Below are 20,455 nucleotides of genomic sequence, written 5' to 3' on the forward strand. Positions count from 1 at the left end.
CCCCCGGAGGGGGCGGCGGGTATCCGCCCTGGGTGGGCTGCGATCCCGGCGGCGGAGGCGGGTAACCGCCCTGCGGTGGCTGGGAACCCGAAGGTGGAGGCGGGTAACCGCCCGGAGGGGGCGGCGGATAGCCGCCCTGCGGCGGCTGAGAACCCGACGGCGGCGGGGGGTAACCGCCCTGCGGCGGCTGCGACGCCCCTTCGGGCGGGTATCCGCCGGGCTGTGATGGGTTGTCCGACATCGGATCTCCTTCGCTCAGTGGGCGGTGGGAAGCGGTACACACACAGTTGACATGATCTTGTCCGCCACGGTCTGGCGCTTAGCATCCCACAGGGGATACAGCACTGCGACGAACCAGAGCAGTCCGCATGCCGCAAGCAGGAGCAGGTGACCGAACTCCCGGAGCAGCGACATGGCGAAACCAATTGGCCGGCCGTCCTTCTCGCCGATCAGCTGGAAACCCATGATCGACTTGCCGATGCTGCAACCGGTGACACCCTGCCGGTAGCCGAGGTTCCAGATCAGATAGGCCAGCGCCAGCACGGGAAACACCGCAAGCGCCGAAACTCTGCCGACGGTCGACGCATCGGCCCTGCAGAACTCGCCGAGATCGTATTCGGAGATGTCGGCGACGCACGTCGTCTCGCGGGTGGCCGTCAGCACCCCCCAGCCGATACCGATCAGCAGAGAGACGGGCAGGTAGTCGAGCAGCCAGGCGCACACGCGGGTCCGCCAGGGGATGAACGAGTCGGCAGAGGAACCCGCCGGCATGCCGGGCGTGGTCACGAAGCCAACCGACGCCGGCACGGGCCGGAGACCGCCGGGTGGCGGCGGCGGAGCGGTCATCGACGCCTTCCGTACGGGAACGAGCCTGCTCACACTACCTGAGAAAAACCTTAGAACCGGCGTTTCACGGCCGCGAGCCGATCAGGAGAACGCACGGGCCAGCGCGGCTATTGCCATCCGGCGCCGGTTGTCCTATCGGGTCAACGGCGCACGTTGCCGTCGGACAGGAATCCCAGCAGGTCGTGCCGGGTCAGGACGCCCACCGGCTTTCCGTCCTCGACCACCATCACCGCATCGCAGTCCCGCAGCGTCTTGGCGGCGTTACTGACCAGTTCACCTGCGCCGACCAACGGCAGCGGTGGGCTCATGTGCTCGGCCACGGCGTCGGCGAGCTTGGCGCGGCCTTCGAACACGGCCGAGAGCAGCTCCCGCTCGGAGACGCTGCCGGCGACCTCCCCGGCCATCACCGGCGGCTCGGCGCCGACGACAGGCATCTGCGACACGCCGTACTCGCGCAGGATTCCGATCGCGTCACGCACCGTCTCAGACGGATGGGTGTGCACCAGATCGGGCAGCGCGCCGGACTTGCGCCGCAGCACGTCCCCGACGGTGGACTCTTCCACGGTGCCGTCCAGGCGGCTGCGCAGGAAGCCGTACGACGACATCCACTCGTCGCTGAAGATCTTCGACATGTAGCCCCGCCCGCCATCGGGCAGCAGCACCACCACCAGCGAGTCCGGCCCGGCCCGCTCGGCGACCTGGACGGCGGCCACCACGGCCATCCCGCACGAGCCGCCGACCAGCAGCGCTTCTTCCCGGGCCAGGCGCCGTGTCATGTCGAACGAGTCCGCGTCGGACACCGCGATGATCTCGTCGGGGACCGACGGGTCGTAGGCCGAGGGCCAGAAATCCTCGCCGACACCTTCGACCAGGTAGGGCCGCCCGGTGCCGCCGGAGTACACCGAACCCTCCGGATCCACGCCGATGACCTTCACCCGACCGCCGGACACCTCCTTGAGATAGCGCCCGGCACCGGTGATCGTCCCTCCCGTGCCCACGCCGGCGACGAAGTGGGTGACCTTCCCGTCGGTGTCCTCCCAGATCTCGGGGCCGGTGGTCTCGTAGTGGCTGGCCGGGCCCATCGGGTTGGAGTACTGGTCGGGCTTCCAGGCCCCCTCGATCTCCTCCACCAGCCGGTTGGACACGCTGTAGTAGCTGTCGGGGTGATCCGGCGGTACCGCGGTGGGGCACACCACGACGTCGGCCCCGTAGGCGCGAAGCACGTTCTGCTTGTCACCGCTGACCTTGTCCGGGCACACGAAGATGCACTTGTAGCCGCGCTGTTGGGCGACGAGCGCCAGACCGACTCCCGTGTTGCCCGAGGTGGGCTCGACGATGGTGCCGCCCGGCCGCAACTCCCCGCTGGCCTCGGCGGCGTCGATCATCTTGATCGCGATGCGGTCCTTGGAACTGCCGCCCGGGTTGAGGTACTCGATCTTGGCCGCCACGGTGCCCGCCCCCGGTGTGACGACCGAGTTCAACTGCACGAGCGGGGTGTGGCCGATGAGCTCACTGATGTGCCGGGCGATGCGCATGGCTCTATCGTCCCAGGCCGGCTCCGCAGCTACCAGGTGGCCTCACGGATGTACTCGCCGATCTGCCGGATCGAGCGGGTTGCTTCCGACACCGCCGGCGCGCCCAATTGGAATACATGCATCTGACCTGGCCAGATCCGGATCTCGACGGGGACACCCGCCGCGGCGAGCAGACGCGCCGCTTTGCGCGCGTCGCTGAGCAACACCTCCGATCCCGACACGTGGATGAGCGTGCGCGGTAAGCCCGGTTCGATGTGGTCGAGCGGCTCGTAGATCTGCTCGGGCGCGCCGTCGACGATGCGCTTGGAGGCCGCCTCTTCGATCAGCTCGACCAGCGCATGGAACGCCTTGTGCGGGAACATGGCGTCGCTGCGCACGTTGGGATGGTCGGCGCGGGCCTCGTTGTCGATCTCGAACAGTGGGGACATCGTGACGACTGCAGCCGGGGACTCCGGCTCGTAGCCGCAATCGTCGACGTCGATACCTTCGGCCAGGAGCCGTTCGGCCAGCGCCAACGACAGATAACCACCGGCGGAGTCGCCGGCCAGCACGATCTGATCAGGCTCGTAGCCCGTTTCCCGCAACCACCGGTAGGCGTCGAAGCAGTCGTCGAGCGCCGTCCCCACCGAATGGTTCGGGATCATCCGGTAATTGACCACCAGGACGGGGCTGTCGGCGAACTTCGACAACGCCGCCACCAGCCGGCCGTGCGTGTTCACCCCGCAGGTCAGGAACGCACCACCGTGCATGTACAAGATGACGCTGCGCTTGCCGTCGGCGGGCAGCACCCCGGACGCGCGGACCAGCTGCGCGGTGCAGTGCGGCAGGCCGATGGTGGCGCGCACCGTGCCGGCCGGCGGGCGCATGATGCGGGCGGCGAAATCAACCAAACCCCACGGCCAGGGCAGCCGGGGAGCGTAGCTGCCGACCATCAAGGTGGGCTTGATGGTCATCATCGCCGCCAGGCTCATCAGGCGACCGGCGATGCTCGGCCCGTCCTCGACGACCTCGACCGGGGCAGCGTCACTGACCGGGTAGCGGCGGGCTTTAAGTGCTCTAGCTGGTCCGATACCCACCCGCGCGGAGCTGGGGACCTTACTCGGTGCCGTCATCGCGACCAACTCCTACAACGTTGTAGTGCCGGGATAAGCCGGGTTACTCAGACTAGCTCTTTACTTAGCTTGCCATTTGTAACCAGTATCACAATCGTTTAAACGCCTTTGACACCGGAGTCGATACCGCACTGTGATCGGCCATCCGCTTTCGCCGCCGGTGTTCGGCGGCATCGGGCCCTAAACTTGCGGTGTGGGTAGCACCGGTAATGCTCCTCGCGCAGGCAATCGCAGGCCGCGCCGCTCAGCCATCGCGCTGGCGGCCGCGGCAACCCTGGCTTCGACGGGTTCGGCGTATCTCGGGGCCCGCAATCTGCTCAGCGGGCAGGCCGACCAGGCCCGACAGGTCATCCCGAAATCGTGGGACATCCCGCCGCGGGCGGACGGCGTCTACCGCCCCGGCGGCGGCCCGGTCGATCGCTGGCATCGCGGCGTGCCCTTCGACCTGCATCTGATGATCTTCGGCGACTCCACCGCCACCGGCTACGGGTGCACCACCGCTGACGAGGTGCCCGGTGTGCTGCTGGCGCGGGGCCTGGCCGAGGAGTCGGGACTGCGCATACGGCTGAGCACCAAAGCGATCGTCGGCGCCACGTCGAAGGGACTGTCCGGACAGATCGACGCGATGTTCGTCGCCGGCCCGCCGCCCGATGCGGCGGTGATCATGATCGGCGCCAACGACATCACCAAGCCCAACGGCATCAGCCCGTCGGCGCGCCGCGTGGGCCGTGCGGTGCGCCGGTTGCGTGACAGCGGGGCGGTCGTCGTGGTCGGAACGTGCCCCGACTTCGGCGTCATCAAGGCCATCCCGCAGCCGCTGCGCTGGGTGGCGCGCAGCCGCGGCCTGCGGTTGGCCCGCGCCCAGGCCGGCGCGGTGCGGGCCGCCGGCGGGGTGGCGGTGCCGTTCTCCGATCTGCTCGCCCCGCACTTCTATCAGGCGCCTGAGGTGTTGTTCTCGTCGGACATGTTCCATCCCTCGGCGGCGGGCTACGCCCTGGCGGCCAAGCAGCTGCTGCCGGCCCTGTGCCATCAGCTGGGTGAGTTCGTGTGCGGTGAGCCGCCCGAGGAAGCCCTGGAATCCCGCACCGCCGACTCCGGTTCGCTGCTGTCACGGGTCACGGCGCTGAGCCGGTTGTGGCGGCGTTCCACCGGGGTGCCCGCTCCGATCGTGGTGAGCGCGGGCTAGGTTCGGTCACACGTTGTGAATCCGTTCCCGATCCCAGTCCCCGAGTTCTAGGAGCCCTCATGCCCGAAGCCGTCATCGTCGCCGCCACCCGATCCCCGATCGGTCGGGCCAACAAGGGCTCGCTCGTCTCGATGCGCCCCGACGACCTCGCCGCGCAGATGGTCCGCGCGGCCCTGGACAAGGTGCCCGCGCTGGATCCGCGCGACATCGACGACCTGATGATGGGCTGCGGCCAGCCCGCCGGGGAGTCCGGGTACAACATCGCCCGCGCCGTCGCTGTCGAACTCGGCTACGACTTCCTGCCGGGCACGACGGTCAACCGGTACTGCTCGTCGTCGCTGCAGACCACCCGGATGGCCTTCCACGCCATCAAGGCCGGCGAGGGCGACGCCTTCATCTCCGCCGGCGTGGAGACGGTGTCACGGTTCGCCAAGGGCATGGCCGACGGGGCGCCGGACACCAGGAACCCGATGTTCGACGACGCGGTCGCCCGCACCGAGCAGGCCGCCGCCGGCGCCACGGAGTGGCACGACCCCCGCGAGGACGGTGCGCTGCCCGACGTGTACATCGCGATGGGACAGACGGCTGAGAACGTCGCCGCATTCACCGGCATCAGCCGCGAGGACCAGGACCACTGGGGTGTGCGGTCGCAGAACCGCGCCGAGGAAGCGATCAACAGCGGCTTCTTCGCCCGCGAGATCGCCCCGGTGACGCTGCCCGACGGCACCGTCGTCAGCACCGACGACGGGCCCCGCGCCGGAACCACCTACGAGAAGATCAGCCAGCTCAAGCCGGTGTTCCGGCCCAACGGCACGATCACCGCCGGCAATGCCTGCCCGCTGAACGACGGTGCGGCCGCGGTGATCATCATGAGCGACACCAAGGCCAAGGAGCTCGGCCTGACGCCGCTGGCGCGCATCGTCTCCACGGGCGTCACCGGCCTGTCGCCGGAGATCATGGGGCTCGGCCCCATCGAGGCCGTCAAGAAGGCGCTGGCCAACGCGAAGATGTCGATCAGCGACATCGACCTGTACGAGATCAACGAGGCGTTCGCAGTCCAGGTGCTCGGCTCGGCCCGCGAACTCGGCATGGACGAGGACAAGCTCAACGTCTCCGGTGGTGCGATCGCGCTGGGACACCCGTTCGGCATGACCGGGGCACGCATCACCGCGACGCTGCTGAACAACCTCGCCTACCACGACAAGACCTTCGGCATCGAGACGATGTGCGTCGGTGGCGGCCAGGGCATGGCCATGGTGGTCGAGCGCCTGTCCTGAGGCCTTCTGGCGTTGAGACTGCAGTGAGAGCGGGAAAGTGCGAGTGACCACCGCGCCACACGCAGTCTCAACGCCATAACGCCCACAGCGCAACGAAAAGGGCCGCCCACCGTGGTGGGCGGCCCTTCGCGCACAGGCTGCTAGTCCTGGTTGAAGTAACTCAGCAGGCGCAGGATCTCGACGTAGAGCCAGACCAGGGTGACGGTCAGACCCAGCGCGATGCCCCACGCCGCCTTCTCCGGCGCGCCGGCGCGGACCATCTGGTCGGCGGCGTCGAAGTCGATCAGGAACGAGAACGCGGCGATGCCGATGACCACCAGCGAGAAGATGATCGCCAGCGGGCCGCCGCTGCGCAGGCCGAAGCCTTCACCGCCACCGACGCCGAAGAGCGCGAGCACGAGGTTGAGCAGCATCAAAGCCAGCGCACCGAACATGGCCGCCACGATGAAGCGGGTGAACTTCGGCGTGACCCGGATGGCGCCGGTCTTGTAGACGACGAGCATGCCGAAGAACACGCCGATGGTGCCGACGATCGCCTGGGCGATCATGCCCGGTCCGCCGGTGGAGATCATGTTGGCGAACACGAACGAGATCGCGCCGACGAACAGACCTTCGAGGGCCGCGTAGCTCAGCACGATGGCCGGGTTGTCCTGCTTGCGGCCGAAGGTGGCCACCAGCACCAGCGCAAGTCCGCCGAAGGCGCCGACCAGCGTGAACGGCATGGCCAGCCCCAGGTTCTGGGACACCAGGAAGTAGGAGACGACCGCGACGGCGCTCAGCACGGCCAGCGTCATGCCGGTCTTGGTGACGACGTCGTCGATGGTCAGCGGGCGGGAGACACCGGTCTGCCGCTGGTCGGGGTACTGCTGGGTCGTGTAGGGGTCAGCCTGTACCGCTTGGGCACCGTAGCCGGCGGCTCCGGTACCGAACTGCGCGTATCCGCCCTGCCGCCCCTGGGGCAGCGAACGGAATACCGGGTTGCTGCTCTCGCGCACCGTCGGTTCCTTTCCTGTGAATCCGAGTCGTGACGAACACTCAACGATCGAGTTTCCCGGTAGGTTCCCGCCGCGACCGAAGACCGCGCGATCCCTTCCCAGGTTCTTCCCAGGAAACCTTACCCGGGCCTGACCTGAGGCGGCAGACGATCTAGATTGCATGGCGTGGACGAAAACGAGGATGTCCTAGTAAAGGTCGACGGTTCGGTCGGGCGCATCACGCTCAACCGGCCCAAGGCGATCAACTCGCTGACCCATCCGATGGTCACCCAGATCGGGGCGGCGTTGACGGCGTGGCAGGACGACGACGACGTGGCGTGCGTGATCGTCGACGGCGCCGGCGAACGCGGTCTGTGCGCCGGCGGCGACGTGGTGGCGATCTACCACAGCGCCAGGGGCGACGGCACCGAAGCCCGCCAGTTCTGGCACGACGAATATCTGGTCAACGCCCAGATCGGGCGCTACCCGAAGCCGTATGTGGCGATCATGGACGGGATCACGATGGGCGGTGGCGTCGGCATCAGCGCCCACGGCAGCGTCCGGATCGCGACCGACACCACGAAGATGGCGATGCCCGAGGTGGGCATCGGCTTCATCCCCGACGTCGGCGGCACCTATCTGCTGGCGCGCACCCCCGGCCTGCTCGGGCTGCATGCGGCACTCAGCGGCGCCCCGTTCACCGGCGCCGACGCCATCGCCATGGGCTTCGCCGATCATTTCGTTCCCCACGACCTACTCGAGGCATTCCTCGCCACGGCCACCGCCGACGGCCCAGCGGCCGCGGTCGCCGCTCATGCACAGGAGCCGCCCCCCAGCCCCCTTCTCGCCCAGCGGGACTGGATCGACGAGTGCTACGCCGCCGACACCGTCTCCGACATCCTGGCGGCATTGGGCGACCGAGGCGGCGAGCCGGCCGCCAAAGCCGCCGAGCTGATCTCGTCGCGCTCCCCCGTCGCGCTGGCCGTCACGCTGGAGGCCGTCCGCAGGGCGGGCAGGCTCACCAGTCTGGAAGACGTGCTGCGCCAGGAGTTCCGCACCTCCTGCGCATCGCTGCGATCCCACGACCTGGTCGAGGGTATCCGTGCACAGTTGATCGACAAAGATCGCAACCCGAAATGGTCACCTCGGTCGTCCGAGGGGGTCACCACTGCCGACGTCGACGCGTACTTCGCCCCGGCAGACCCAGACCTGAGCTTCGACTGACCCCTGAAAGGACGCCATGACATCTTTCGAGACCATCCTGGTCACCCGCACCGACCGAGTCGCCACCATCACCTTGAACCGGCCCAAGGCGCTCAACGCCCTCAACACCCAGGTGATGAATGAAGTGACCGGCGCCGCAGCCGAACTCGACGCCGACCCCGGCGTCGGCGCCATCATCCTGACCGGCAACGAGAAGGCCTTCGCCGCAGGTGCCGACATCAAGGAGATGGCCGAGCTGTCGTTCGCCGACGTGTTCGCCGCGGATTTCTTCGCCGCCTGGGGCAGGTTCGCCGCCACCCGGACCCCGACGATCGCCGCGGTCGCCGGCTACGCGCTGGGCGGCGGCTGCGAGCTGGCCATGATGTGCGACATCCTGATCGCCGCGGACACCGCGAAGTTCGGGCAGCCGGAGATCAAGCTGGGAGTGCTCCCCGGCATGGGCGGCTCGCAGCGGTTGACCCGCGCGATCGGCAAGGCCAAGGCGATGGATCTGATTCTGACCGGGCGCAACATGGACGCCGAGGAAGCCGAGCGCGCCGGGCTGGTGTCTCGGGTGGTGCCCGCCGACGCCCTGCTCGACGAGGCCAACAAGGTGGCGGCCACCATCGCCGGGATGTCGCTGTCGGCGGCGCGGATGGCCAAGGAGGCGGTCGACCGCTCCTTCGAGACCACGCTGTCCGAGGGCCTTCTCTACGAACGCCGCCTGTTCCACTCGGCGTTCGCCACCGACGATCAGACCGAAGGGATGGCCGCGTTCACCGAGAAACGCGCCGCGAACTTCACACACCGTTAAAGTGCCCTCGTGAGCGAACCAGGGACGGAGCAGAGGCCGCAGCAGCAGCCCGCGACGGGGTCTGACAACGAGCCGTCCCCGGTCGCCACAGCGACGCCGTCAGCCACGGCCGGCCATCCCGAGTCCGAGCCGTCGACCTCCGACGAGCAGCGCACGCTGCCGTGGTGGCAGCGCCACTACACGTTCACCGGCAGCGCGGTCGGCCTGGTGTTCGTCTGGTTGTCGCTGACCCCGTCCCTGCTGCCGCGCGGCCCGCTGTTCCAGGGCCTCGTCAGCGGTGGCGCCGGCGCCGCGGGCTACCTGCTCGGGGTGTTCGGCGTGTGGCTGGTCCGCTACATGCGGGGCAAGGACAGCAGCCCCCCGGCCCCGCACTGGGCCTGGCTGGCGCTGCTGGTGGCCGGCCTCGCCAGCCTGGTGGGGATGGAGTTCTTCTTCCAGGTCTGGCAGAACGATGTACGTGACCTGATGGGCGTTCCGCATCTGCGTTAGTACAACTATCCGCAGGCCGCGGTGCTGGCGCTGATCGTCATGTTCGTGCTCGTGGAGCTCGGCCAGCTGATCCGCAAGCTCGTGCTGTTTCTCGTCCGCCAGCTCGAACGGGTGGCGCCGCGGCGGGTTTCGGGGGTGGTGGCCGTCGGCCTGGTCCTCGCCCTGACCGTGGCTCTGCTCAACGGTGTGGTCGCCCGCGTCGCGATGGACTGGCTCAACAGCACCTTCGCCGCGGTCAACGACGAGGACTCGCCCAACTCTCCGACCCCGACGACGACGTTGCGGTCCGGCGGCCCCGAGTCGCTGGTGTCGTGGGCGTCGCTGGGGCACCAGGGGCGGATCTTCGTCGCCGGCGGGCCGACGGTGGCGGAGCTGACCGAGTTCAACGGTGCGCCCGCGACCGAGCCGATCCGCGCTTACGCAGGCAAGGACGCCGGCGACGACATCCGCGAGACCGCGCAGATCGCCGCCCAGGAGTTGTTGCGCACCGGTGGGCTGGACCGCGAGGTTGTCGCCGTGGCCACCACCACCGGCACCGGCTGGATCAACGAGGCCGAGGCCTCGGCGCTGGAGTACATGTTCAACGGCGACACCGCGATCGTGTCGATGCAGTATTCGTTCCTGCCGAGCTGGATCTCGTTCCTCGTCGACAAGGAGAACGCCCGCCAGGCCGGTCAGGCCCTGTTCGAGGCGGTGGACGAACTCGTCCGCGCCAGGCCCGAGGCGGACCGGCCCAGGCTGGTGGTGTTCGGCGAGAGCCTGGGTTCCTTCGGCGGCGAAGCGCCGTTCCTGAGCCTGGACAACCTGGTCGCCCGGACCGACGGGGCGTTGTTCTCGGGGCCGACGTTCAACAACACCATCTGGACCGACCTCACCGCCAACCGCGACCCCGGCTCACCGATGTGGCTACCGATCTACGACAAGGGTTACAACGCGCGGTTCGTGGCACGTCCCGACAATCTGGGCCGGCCCGCCGACCCGTGGGGTGAACCGCGGGTGGTCTACCTGCAGCACGCCTCCGATCCCATCGCCTGGTGGACGCCGGATCTGTTGTTCCGCGAACCGGACTGGCTCAAGGAGCGGCGTGGCTACGACGTGTCGCCGCGAATGGACTGGATGCCGGTAGTCACGTTCCTGCAGGTGTCCGCCGACATGGCGGTGGCGGTCAACGTCCCCGATGGGCACGGCCACGTGTACGTCCGCGACGTGGTCAACGGCTGGGCGGCGGTGCTACAGCCGCCGGGCTGGACGCCGGAGAAGACCGAACGCCTGCGCCCGCTCATGCACAGCGGCGAGAACTCCTAGACCACAACCCTTTTGAGGGCGTGGTAGCCGCCGATCACATCGGTGGCCCGGTGCAGGCCGAGATCCTTCAACGCGGCGGCGGCCAGGCTGGAGGTGTAGCCCTCAGAACACAGCACCACCCATTCGACGTCGTCACCGACCGCCTGGGGCAGTCGCGCGTCGCTGGTCGGGTCGCAGCGCCATTCCAGGACGTTGCGTTCGACGACCAGCGCGGCAGCCACCTCGCCTTCGGCGGCACGCTGAGCGGCGGGGCGGATGTCCACCAGCACTGCGCCGCGGGCCAGGGCGGCGGGCACCTCCTCGGCCGGCATCCTGGTCAATCGGGTCCGCGCGGCGTCGAGCACCGCATCGATCCGGCTGGTCATCTAGCTGTCCTCCGGCGCATCGGTCAGCGTGGTCCGGGTGCGCCGCAACGTGTCCTGATCGGTGAGGTCGTAGTAGGACATCACCGTCAACGGCGGCGAATAGGCGTGCACACTGAGAGTCGCTCGCCCCTCCGCATCGTCTTCGACATCGTGCACCCAGCCGAGCGGAAAGCCGGCCTGATCGCCGGCGACCAACAAGCGCTCCCGCAACCCTTCTCCGTCCCAGCGGGTTTCGCGCAACGCACCGGACAGCACCGTGAGTGCGCCCAGTGACCCGCCGTGGTCGTGCAGCTCGGTCGAGCGCTGGGGAACCCAGCTGATCAGCCAGACATCCAGTTCGTCGTCGCCGTGCAACCGGACGAACCAGCGCTCGTCACGAGGCAGGCCGTCGGCCGGGAAGAGATGGTCGTAGCGACCGCGCAGAACCTCGTCGGCGAACCGGTCGGTGGTGTGCAGCAGATCGGCCAACCGCAGACGGGTGGGCAGAACGGAGGTGGCAGACATGGGGGAACTCCAGGAACGGGACGAGGGGAATCGGGGTCGGCATCAGAGCCGACAACACTCCATCCACCAGGCCACGTCGTTCACGCCGACCAGTGTTGCATAGATTGACGGCATGCGCAGGTACCCCCAGTTCGCCGTGGGCGCTGTCGCGGTAACCGTGATATCGGTGAGCGGCTGTTCTCCGGACAGCGGTCCGGAAACGACGTCCCCGGTGCCGGATTCCCCGACATCGTCACCGCCGGGGACGACCACCGAGCAGGCCACACCGGCCCCGCCGCCGCCCGGCGAGGTCGCGATATCCCCAGGTGGGGTGACGACGGCGGTCGGCGCACCGGCGGAATCCACCGAGGATGACTACTTCCAGGCATGTATGGCCGCACGCACCTGGATGGAGCAGCGCGGCGATGACCTGCAGGCCCAGATCGAGCCCTATCTGGCGATGGTGCAGAGCACCCAGAACGCGGGTCCGGCGACATTCGGCGCACCGTGGTCGGAATTGTCTGCCGGCCAGCAATCCGCGGTGATCGTCGCAGTCGAGGCGGCCGCCGACAGGATGTGCGGCTAGCCCGGCTGGGCCGCGCACAATGAATCCCATGCGGGTGGCATTGGCGTTGGGCTCCGGCGGTGCACGCGGTTACGCCCACATCGGCGTGATCAACGAGCTGCACGAGCGGGGCCACGAGATCGTCGGCATCGCCGGCTCGTCGATGGGTGCACTGGTCGGCGGCTTGGAGGCGGCCGGCAAACTCGACGAATACGCGGTGTGGGCAAGCTCGTTGACACAGCGAGCGGTGCTGCGACTGCTGGATCCGTCGATCGCGGCGGCGGGTGTGCTGCGGGCCGAGAAGATCCTCGAGGCGGTGCGGGAAATCCTCGGCGAGGTGACGATCGAAGAGCTGCCGATCCCGTTCACCTCGGTGGCCACCGACTTGATCACGGGAAAGTCGGTGTGGATGCAACGCGGACCGGTCGACGACGCGATCCGGGCATCGATCGCCATCCCCGGCGTGATCACACCACATGTCCTCGACGGCCGGCTGCTCGCCGACGGCGGGATTCTCGACCCGATCCCGATGGCGCCGATCGCCGCGGCCCCGGCCGACGCGACGATCGCGGTGAGCCTGGGCGGTGACGACCCGGAGGTCTCACGAGGCGAACGGGAGACAAGGCCTTCCACCGACTGGCTGAACCGGATGTGGCGCAGCACGTCGTCGCTGTTGGACACCAAGACCGCGCGCAGCCTGCTCGACACGCCCACCGGCCGTTCGGTACTGGGCCGCTTCGTCGACGCCGACGATCCCGACGACGCCGAGACCGTGGCCGCCACGAGCCTGCCGGTGGTGCCGCGACTGGGCGGTTTCGAGGTGATGAACCGCACCATCGACATCGCGCAGGCCGCGCTGGCCCGCCACACGCTGGCGGCCTACCCGCCCGATCTGCTGATCGAGGTGCCGCGAACCGTATGCCGCAGCTTGGATTTCCACCGCGCCGACGAGGTCATCGAGATCGGCCAGGAACTCGCCAGCGTGGCGCTGAACAGCCTCGACGCCGGTGAGCCGGCGACTTAGCCGATCTGGTTCAGCGCGAAGCCGTAAGCCTCTTCGACCACATCGGTCTCCCCGCACACCATGTCCGGGCCCTGGGCCACGGTGCCGCGCAGCGTGGCGGCGTCCAAGGTCACGTGCCGGGTCCCGGGCGCGTCGGTGCCGTCTTCGCAGTCCCAGGCAGCGGGATGGGTGTAGGTGAACCGCCACTGCCCATCCACCAACTGCGCGTCAACGTTCACATAGCCTGTGTCGCTGACGACATGCGCGCATCCCGTCCCACAGGGAGTCACCACCCAGGTGGAGGTCGAACCGTCATCGGAGACGAAACGGAAGGTGCCGTTGAATACCGGGCCATCCGACCACGCCGGAGCGGAAAGCCCGAGTGTGCACCCGAAGCAGATGGCCGATACGGCGGTGACAGTGCTGAGCTTCACGTTCCCCCAAGGTCGTGTCGGTCGATGAGCGGATCATAGAGCGCTGCTGCACAACCTGTCTCGCCTACGGCGGGTGATGACCGGCACGTCACACGCCGAGGAACTCGGCCACTCGCTCCGCCTCTCGGCGCCCCTGCCCGCGGCCGGCCCGCGCCGACGGTGCCCGGCAGGCCGGGTCGAGAGGGTTGGGGCCGAAGGCCTGCGCCGAGTCGGCGTCGGCGAAGATCGCCAGTGCCGCACCGGGAAAGGCATCGATCTCGTCGATCGCACCGCCGCCCCACGGGGACGGCGAATCGATGCCCGACGGCACGAGCGCGACGGCCGCGGCGCAGTCGCGCGCGGCGACCATGTTCACGGTGCTGCCGACGCCGCCGTCCATGAACCGGCGATCACCGATCGTCACCGTCGGCCAGACGCCGGGCACCGCACAGCTCGCCGCCACGGCATCGACGAGATCCACCCCGGATTCGTTGTCGAACACCACGAGTTCGCCGGTGTCGACGTCGATTCCGGTGACCCGCAGGACGCGTGACGGCCAATGGTGCGAGGGCAGCCGGTGGGCGATGACCTCGCGGCGCACCGACTCGGCCACGGTATCGGTCTGCGCGGCGATCGCGCCGATCCTCTGCAGCTTCTGTACAGCGGTGGTGTCCGGAGCCAGCATGGCGCTCATGAACAGCTCGGTGATGGACTCCACCGAGACACCGGGATGGAGCTCGTGCGCACCACCGGCGTCGGAGGTCTGCCGGTCGAAGAGCTCCTCGAGGCTCAGGCCGCTGCTGAGCTGGGCGGCGACCGTCGAACCCGCCGAGGTTCCGAGCAGCACATCACTGGCAAGCAGCGCCTCTCCCGCATCGGACCGCTCGTCACAGATGCCCTGCAACACCCCTGTCTCCCAGGCGATGCCGGCCAGACCTCCGCCGGCGAGGACCAAGGCACGGTCGAAGGTGGTCAGGCTGCTCTGCGCCACGGCAATCCTCTCGTTGTGTCGACCACGGCCGAAGGTCGGACGCTTCAGCCCAGCAGTTCCTCGGAGAGCTGCTCGAGAGCCTGCCGGGCATAGCCGCGCCACAGCGCGGCGAACGCCGGCATCAGGGCCGTCGCGGCGCGCGTCTTCGGGTGGACCACCCAGTGCCAGGTCACCCGGGTGCCGGTGCCGACGGGAGCGAAACGCCACTGGCCCTCGATGTGGTCGACCAGTGGTGCCAGCGGACCGGTGATCCCGGAAAGCGTGTAGCCGAACCGGTTGGGCGGATCGAGCAGCGTGAGTTCTTCGCGCATGCTGCCGCCGCCGACCTGCACGACCGTGCGGGTCTGTCCGACGTTGTCCCACTCCCCGGTCTGATCGCGGATCGCCTTGATCGGCGCGATCGGCCCGTACCAGCGGCGGAACAGCGTCGGCAGTGCTATCGGCAAGGTGCGATCGAAGGCTGTCGCGACGTCGACGGGAATCGCGCGCGAGTGCTCCATGACCTGGGGTGCGGGCATGGCAGCGATGCTAGATCAGCCGAGCCGGGGAGCGGCTCTGCCGCCGAGCAACGGCAGGTCCAGATAGGTGGCGATGCCCGGCGCGGCGGCGCACACCGCGGGCACGGAGTTCACGCAGTGCGCGGCGGTCGCCACGATTCCGGACTCCGGGCCCTCGTCACCGAACTCCGACTGGAAGCCCTTGACCGACACGGTGAAGCTCGGGTCGCCGCGGACCTCCATCTCGTAGCGCTGACCTTCGGGACCGAAGTCCCAGGCGGGGTAGAGATCCCGTTCCCCCATGAGCCAGTTGACCGTCACACGCACGACGACGTCGTCGCCGACCAGCGCCTCCCAGTGGAACTTGCGGGCCGCGACCTGACCGGGCTCGATGACGCCCATCGGAGAGTCGATCGGCGCGGTGGCCACCGCGACTTCCTGCGAGGAACGCACCACCGGGTCGGCGGCGAACCCGATCTTGTCGACGATCATGCGCACCGACTGGATGAATCCGCCGTCGAGCAACTTCTGCATGGGGCCGGTGAGCGCCTTCTCCGGGGTGTCGCCGAAGCCCATCACGTAGCGCAGCACATCCGGCGCCTCGTACGTGCGCAGGTCGGAGAATTCCTCGGCCCGGACGAACGTCACACCGGTCGACATCGCGGACAGCATCAGCGGGAACTTCTCGCTGATTCCGCCCGGGGCGATGCCGGTGCCGTGCAGCGTCGCGTTGCCCTCCAGCGCCGCGGCGCGCAACGGCGCCGCCTCCTTGTCCGACGGATAGAACCAGCCGACGGGGCTGACCACGTTCTTGCCCGAACGCAGCAGGGCGGCCACCTCGTCGGGGTTGGGCAGCAGGGGCGTGTAGACCACGGCGTCGGCGCCGAGGGCGAGGATCTCCTCGACGCTGTCGGTGGCGGCCACCCCCACCGGGTCGACGCCGGCGATCTCCCCGACGTCGCGCCCCGCCTTGTCCGGCGAGTGCACCCAGCAGCCGACCAACTCCAGCTCGGGGTGCTCGATGACGCCTCTGATCGCGGCGACGCCGACTCCGCCGGTGGCCCACTGCACGACCCGCAACGCCATGTCATCCTCCTCGTAGCCGCAAAACTAGAACACGTTCTACTAGTGGTCTACACCGATACTCGTCCAGGAGCACGCGAAACGGGCAACTGCGCATTAAGGTGACGGGGCTGGCACCACACACCGGAGGGAACCTCGATGAGCGACCCGAACCAGGGACCCCCCGGCGGCTCCCGGAACGACCGGCGCCAACCCGAGGACCAGGGCGCCACGCCCGGGCAGGGCTGGTCGCCGCCGACCCCGCAGCCGAGCTCGGCGTACCCTCCCCCGGGTCCGTCGTATGCCCCGCCGGGCGCACCGCAGTATCCCGGTGCGTCCTATCCGCCGCCGGGTGGTGCGCACTACGGCGGCAACCCGGCTTATCCGCCACCGCAGGGGCCGCCCCCGGGCTGGCCCCAGCAAGGTCCGCCGCCCGGCGGGGGGCAGAACAAGGGCCCCATCATCGCGCTGATCGCCGCGGCCGTCGTGGGCCTGCTCGTCCTGGCCGGGGTCGGAATCTGGCTGGTCATGCGTTCGGATGACTCGGGGTCGGGCACCGCGGCCACCACGTCGCCCACCGCCGCACCGACCACCTCGGCGCGCGAGCCGACCCGGCGACCGAGAACCACCACTGCCGCGCCGTCGCCCGACGAGTCGCTCAACGCGCAACTGATGGGACTGCTGTCGGCGGGACACGACGCGTCGAACTGCGAGCCGGTGTCGCCGGCGGGCACCGCTCTCGCCACGGTCGACTGCGGGCCGTCGAACTCGCCGGGCGGGCCGGCAAGCACGCGGTATTCGCTGTTCGGCGATCGGGCGACCCTCGACGCCGGGTTCGACCAGGCGATCGGCGTCAACGAGGAACTGCTCGAATGCCCGGGCAGCGGTCTCGAATCGCCGACGACCTGGCACTACACCGACACCCCTGACGACGTGGCCGGCAAGGTCGCCTGCGGCACCTACAACGGCAACCCGGACCTGGTGTGGACCAACGACGAGGCACTGCTGCTGGTCGACGCGCAGGGGCCCGACCTCGCCGAACTGCACGAGTGGTGGATCGAATTCGGCTGAGCGCGCTAAGTTCCCTTCGAGAACGCAACGCCGCGAAGGGAGGACGCTCATGAACCGCGTGTTCGTGGTGGGTGTCGGGATGACGAAGTTCGAGAAGCCTGGGCGGAAAGAGGGGTGGGACTACCCCCAGATGGCCCAGGAGTCCGGCAGCAAGGCGCTGGCCGACGCCGGCATCGACTACACCGAGGTCGAGCAGGGCTACGTCGGCTACGTCGCCGGGGATTCCACGTGCGGCCAGCGTGCGCTCTACGAACTCGGCATGACCGGCATCCCGATCGTCAACGTGAACAACAACTGCTCGACGGGGTCGACCGCGCTGTACCTGGGCGCCCAGGCGATCCGCGGCGGGCTGACCGACTGCGTGCTGGCGTTGGGCTTCGAGAAGATGCAGCCGGGTTCGCTGGGCGGCGGGGCCGACGACCGCGAGTCGCCGATGAAGCGACACATCCTGGCGCTCAATGACATCGACGAGATGCAGTTTCCGGTGGCGCCGTGGATGTTCGGAGCCGCGGGCCGTGAGCACATGCGCAAGTACGGCACCACCGCCGAACATTTCGCCAAGATCGGATTCAAGAACCACAAGCATTCGGTCAACAATCCGTACGCGCAATTCCAGGACGAGTACAGCCTCGACGACATCCTCGGCGCCAAGATGATCTCCGACCCGCTGACCAAGCTGCAGTGCTCGCCGACCTCCGACGGGTCGGCTGCGGTGGTGCTCGCCAGTGAGGAGTTCGTCGCGCGTCACGAGCTGTCCGGTCAGGCCGTCGAGATCGTGGGGCAGGCGATGACCACCGATTTCGCGTCCACCTTCGACGGCAGCGCGGCCAACATCATCGGCTACGACATGAACGTGCAGGCCGCGCAGAAGGTGTACCAGCAGTCGGGCCTCGGCCCGGAGGACTTCCAGGTCATCGAACTGCACGACTGCTTCTCGGCCAACGAACTGCTGCTCTACGAGGCGCTCGGGCTGTGCGGACCGGGGGAAGCACCCAAGTTGATCGACGACGAGCAGACCACCTACGGCGGACGGTGGGTGGTCAACCCGTCAGGCGGCCTGATCTCCAAGGGACACCCGCTGGGCGCCACCGGGCTGGCGCAGTGCAGCGAACTGACCTGGCAGTTGCGCGGCACCGCGGACAAGCGCCAGGTCGACGACGTCACCGCCGCGCTGCAGCACAACATCGGGCTGGGTGGGGCCGCGGTCGTCACCGCCTACCAGCGCGCGGAGCGCTGAAACGGCGGACCCTGCGTCAGCGATGTAACCGGCAGGTCGGGATCCTTCGGAGTTCCGTGGAGGTTCGACGATGCGCACGCTGGGAATCGTCGCAGCCGCGGTGGCGGCACTGGTGAGTGCTGCCGCCGGTTTGGCCGCCGCCGACCCGCGCAATCCGCTCGACGTCATCGAGCAACTCGAGTTGGCGGGTTACACGGTCACTGTCGACCGCATCGGCAACGCACCGATCCAGGACTGTGTGGTGACCGGGTTGCGCAACCCGCAGCAGATCACCGTGCCCGCAGTGGTGATCGGCGGCGCCGGCGGCGCCGGCGGCCATGGCGGTCGTGACGACGGTGAGGTCGTCGATGTCGTCGTGCACCAGTCCATCTCGGTTTCGCTGGACTGCGCACGCTGATGCAGGGGGTGCCTTTGCGACAGTACGCATTGTGACGGATTTCGGACCCGTTCGATCACAATGCGTACTGTCGCGGCACCCGAAGGCCGGCGACGCGCAATCGCGCGAACGCGCGAAAAGGCCCGGCCGTCGGGGCCGGCCGGGCCTTCCCTTCGCGCGCCCTACACCGCCGCAGGGACTTTCGCCTGCGCCGGCTCGTCGACGTGCGAGGTCTGGGTGGCGTGGGAGTCGTCGAGCATGGTGATCTCGTCGAACGGATCACGGCCCGCCAGCACGGCATCCACCTTGGCCGTGTCGACAGTCTTGGTCCAGGAACCGACCAGCAGGGTCGCCACCGCATTGCCCGAGAAGTTGGTCAGCGCACGTGCCTCGGACATGAATCGGTCGATCCCGACGATCAGCCCGACGCCGTCGAGCAGGTCGGGTCGGTGGGCCTGCAGTCCCCCGGCCAGCGTCGCCAGGCCGGCGCCTGTCACCCCTGCCGCGCCCTTGGACGCCACGATCATGAACACCAGCAGACCGATCTGCTCACCGACGGTCAGCGGGTCGCCGAGCGCGCCGGCGATGAACAACGACGCCATGGTCAGGTAGATCGCCGTGCCGTCGAGGTTGAACGAGTAGCCGGTGGGCACGACGACGCCGACGGTGGAGCGGTTCACGCCGAGATGCTCCATCTTCGCGATGAGCCGCGGCAGCGCGGATTCCGACGACGACGTGGACACGATGAGCAGGTATTCGCGGGCCAGGTAGCGCACCAGCTTGAAGATCGACACCCCGGACACCACGCGCAGCAGCGAGCCGAGCACGCCGAACACGAAGATCACGCAGGTCAGGTAGAAGCCCAGCATCAGTGCCATCAGCTGACCGACCGCGGCCCAGCCGGTCTGCCCGACCACGTTGGCGATCGCGCCGAACGCGCCGATGGGGGCCAGCCACAGGATCATCACCAACACCTTGAACACCAACTTCTGGAGGTGTTCGATCCCGCGCAGGATCGGCTGGCCCGCGGCGCCCAGGCCTTGCAACGCGAAGCCGACCAGCAGCGCGACGAACAACGCCTGCAGCACGCTGCCTTCGGTCAGTGACGAGAACAACGACGTCGGGATGATGCCCTGGACGAACTCCATCAGCCCGCCCGCTTCGTGCGCCTTGTCGGCGAGTTCGGCTCCCTTGCCGGCGTTCTCTGTCAGGTTCATACCCGCACCCGGGTGCAGGAGGTTGCCGACGACCAGCCCGATGCCCAGCGCGAAGGTGGACATCACCAGGAAGTAGACGAATGCCAGCCCGCCGACCTTGCCGACCGTGGCGGCCTTGCGGACCGAGCCGATGCCCAACACGATCGTGCAGAAGATCACCGGCGCGATCATCATCTTGATCAGCGCGACGAACATGGTGCCGAGCACGCCGACGCTCTTGCCGATCTCGGGGGCCATGATCCCGACCCCGACCCCGGCCAGCACGGCGACGATGACGGCGATGTAGAGCCAGTGCGTCCTGTCGCGTCGTTTGGGTGGCTGCGCCGGCTGCGGCACCGTCGGCCGATCTGTCGTGGTCGTCATGATGGTGTCCTCCGGGCTCGGGTCGACAATGGGGTCTGCAAGGATGGTCGGCCAGGGCGTGAGCCAGGTCA

The 20,455-nt window shown here is 68.5% G+C and carries 21 protein-coding genes and 1 pseudogene; 10 read left to right on the plus strand and 12 right to left on the minus strand.

Features of this window, described 5'->3' with window-relative positions:
- From J3476_RS26425 to J3476_RS26440, 4 genes are all read right to left on the minus strand, one after another.
- A partial coding sequence (locus tag J3476_RS26425) for a hypothetical protein (protein WP_207069249.1) occupies positions 1-241 on the minus strand: 241 nt, incomplete at its 3' end.
- A gap of 14 nt (positions 242-255) precedes the next feature.
- The gene (locus tag J3476_RS26430; protein ID WP_207069250.1) at positions 256-846 is read right to left on the minus strand and encodes an RDD family protein; all 591 of its coding nucleotides are present in this window, start codon (positions 844-846) and stop codon (positions 256-258) included.
- A 140-nt stretch (positions 847-986) separates the two neighbouring features.
- Entirely contained in the window at positions 987-2,381 is a 1,395-nt protein-coding gene (locus J3476_RS26435; protein ID WP_207069251.1) for a cystathionine beta-synthase, read from the minus strand.
- A 29-nt stretch (positions 2,382-2,410) separates the two neighbouring features.
- Positions 2,411-3,493, minus strand: coding sequence for an alpha/beta hydrolase (locus J3476_RS26440; protein ID WP_207069252.1), 1,083 nt, complete (start codon positions 3,491-3,493; stop codon positions 2,411-2,413).
- 193 nt (positions 3,494-3,686) lie between these two features.
- Here J3476_RS26440 and J3476_RS26445 point away from each other — a divergent pair, with 193 nt between their 5' ends.
- Positions 3,687-4,679: an SGNH/GDSL hydrolase family protein gene (locus J3476_RS26445; protein WP_207069253.1), complete on the plus strand. Its 993-nt coding sequence runs from the start codon at positions 3,687-3,689 to the stop codon at positions 4,677-4,679.
- Positions 4,680-4,738: 59 nt separating this feature from the next.
- On the plus strand, positions 4,739-5,956 hold the full coding sequence (locus J3476_RS26450) for an acetyl-CoA C-acetyltransferase (protein WP_207069254.1): 1,218 nt from the start codon (positions 4,739-4,741) through the stop codon (positions 5,954-5,956).
- A 140-nt stretch (positions 5,957-6,096) separates the two neighbouring features.
- Here J3476_RS26450 and J3476_RS26455 read toward each other — a convergent pair whose 3' ends face one another.
- Entirely contained in the window at positions 6,097-6,951 is an 855-nt protein-coding gene (locus J3476_RS26455; RefSeq protein WP_152518351.1) for a Bax inhibitor-1/YccA family protein, read from the minus strand.
- Positions 6,952-7,116: 165 nt separating this feature from the next.
- Here J3476_RS26455 and J3476_RS26460 point away from each other — a divergent pair, with 165 nt between their 5' ends.
- From J3476_RS26460 to J3476_RS26470, 3 genes and pseudogenes are all read left to right on the plus strand, one after another.
- Positions 7,117-8,154, plus strand: coding sequence for an enoyl-CoA hydratase/isomerase family protein (locus J3476_RS26460; RefSeq protein ID WP_207069255.1), 1,038 nt, complete (start codon positions 7,117-7,119; stop codon positions 8,152-8,154).
- Between the two features lie 16 nt (positions 8,155-8,170).
- On the plus strand, positions 8,171-8,947 hold the full coding sequence (locus J3476_RS26465; RefSeq protein WP_207069256.1) for an enoyl-CoA hydratase: 777 nt from the start codon (positions 8,171-8,173) through the stop codon (positions 8,945-8,947).
- Between the two features lie 9 nt (positions 8,948-8,956).
- Positions 8,957-10,741, plus strand: a pseudogene (locus tag J3476_RS26470) (alpha/beta hydrolase).
- On the opposite strand, the gene J3476_RS26475 reads toward J3476_RS26470, so the two are convergent.
- Both J3476_RS26475 and J3476_RS26480 read right to left on the minus strand, forming a co-directional pair.
- Entirely contained in the window at positions 10,738-11,106 is a 369-nt protein-coding gene (locus tag J3476_RS26475) for a rhodanese-like domain-containing protein (RefSeq protein WP_207069257.1), read from the minus strand. The pseudogene J3476_RS26470 and the gene J3476_RS26475 sit on opposite strands and share 4 nt — an antisense overlap.
- The gene (locus J3476_RS26480) at positions 11,107-11,610 is read right to left on the minus strand and encodes a cysteine dioxygenase family protein (protein WP_207069258.1); all 504 of its coding nucleotides are present in this window, start codon (positions 11,608-11,610) and stop codon (positions 11,107-11,109) included.
- A 112-nt stretch (positions 11,611-11,722) separates the two neighbouring features.
- Between J3476_RS26480 and lpqV the strand changes: the two genes are divergently transcribed.
- Together lpqV and J3476_RS26490 are read left to right on the plus strand one after the other, a co-directional pair.
- Positions 11,723-12,175, plus strand: coding sequence for a lipoprotein LpqV (lpqV, locus tag J3476_RS26485; RefSeq protein ID WP_207069259.1), 453 nt, complete (start codon positions 11,723-11,725; stop codon positions 12,173-12,175).
- Positions 12,176-12,203: 28 nt separating this feature from the next.
- A complete protein-coding gene (locus J3476_RS26490; RefSeq protein ID WP_207069260.1) occupies positions 12,204-13,178 on the plus strand; it encodes a patatin-like phospholipase family protein in 975 nt (324 codons plus the stop codon).
- Here the strand turns inward: J3476_RS26490 and J3476_RS26495 are convergent.
- The 4 genes from J3476_RS26495 to J3476_RS26510 form a co-directional block, all read right to left on the minus strand.
- Entirely contained in the window at positions 13,175-13,591 is a 417-nt protein-coding gene (locus tag J3476_RS26495; protein WP_207069261.1) for a hypothetical protein, read from the minus strand. The genes J3476_RS26490 and J3476_RS26495 overlap by 4 nt on opposite strands.
- Before the next feature lie 88 nt (positions 13,592-13,679).
- Entirely contained in the window at positions 13,680-14,561 is an 882-nt protein-coding gene (locus J3476_RS26500) for a patatin-like phospholipase family protein (RefSeq protein ID WP_373889127.1), read from the minus strand.
- 44 nt (positions 14,562-14,605) lie between these two features.
- Positions 14,606-15,079: an SRPBCC family protein gene (locus tag J3476_RS26505; RefSeq protein ID WP_207069262.1), complete on the minus strand. Its 474-nt coding sequence runs from the start codon at positions 15,077-15,079 to the stop codon at positions 14,606-14,608.
- A gap of 15 nt (positions 15,080-15,094) precedes the next feature.
- Complete coding sequence (locus J3476_RS26510; protein WP_207069263.1) at positions 15,095-16,144, minus strand: dihydrodipicolinate reductase; 1,050 nt, start codon at positions 16,142-16,144, stop codon at positions 15,095-15,097.
- A 135-nt stretch (positions 16,145-16,279) separates the two neighbouring features.
- Between J3476_RS26510 and J3476_RS26515 the strand changes: the two genes are divergently transcribed.
- The 3 genes from J3476_RS26515 to J3476_RS26525 all read left to right on the plus strand — a co-directional run bounded on the left by J3476_RS26515 (position 16,280) and on the right by J3476_RS26525 (position 18,825).
- Positions 16,280-17,191 (plus strand): hypothetical protein, encoded by a 912-nt coding sequence (locus J3476_RS26515; protein ID WP_286183819.1) that lies wholly within the window; start codon positions 16,280-16,282, stop codon positions 17,189-17,191.
- A gap of 49 nt (positions 17,192-17,240) precedes the next feature.
- Positions 17,241-18,428 carry a lipid-transfer protein gene (locus tag J3476_RS26520; RefSeq protein ID WP_207069264.1) on the plus strand — a complete coding sequence of 396 codons (1,188 nt, stop codon included), beginning with the start codon at positions 17,241-17,243 and terminating at the stop codon, positions 18,426-18,428.
- 70 nt (positions 18,429-18,498) lie between these two features.
- Positions 18,499-18,825: a hypothetical protein gene (locus tag J3476_RS26525; RefSeq protein WP_207069265.1), complete on the plus strand. Its 327-nt coding sequence runs from the start codon at positions 18,499-18,501 to the stop codon at positions 18,823-18,825.
- Positions 18,826-18,986: 161 nt separating this feature from the next.
- Here the strand turns inward: J3476_RS26525 and J3476_RS26530 are convergent, their stop codons facing one another.
- Positions 18,987-20,384 carry a cation:dicarboxylate symporter family transporter gene (locus tag J3476_RS26530; RefSeq protein ID WP_207069266.1) on the minus strand — a complete coding sequence of 466 codons (1,398 nt, stop codon included), beginning with the start codon at positions 20,382-20,384 and terminating at the stop codon, positions 18,987-18,989.
- Positions 20,385-20,455 lie beyond the last annotated feature (71 nt).

The sequence above is a fragment of the Mycobacterium sp. PO1 genome (assembly GCF_017312405.1).
Classification (GTDB): Bacteria; Actinomycetota; Actinomycetes; order Mycobacteriales; family Mycobacteriaceae; genus Mycobacterium.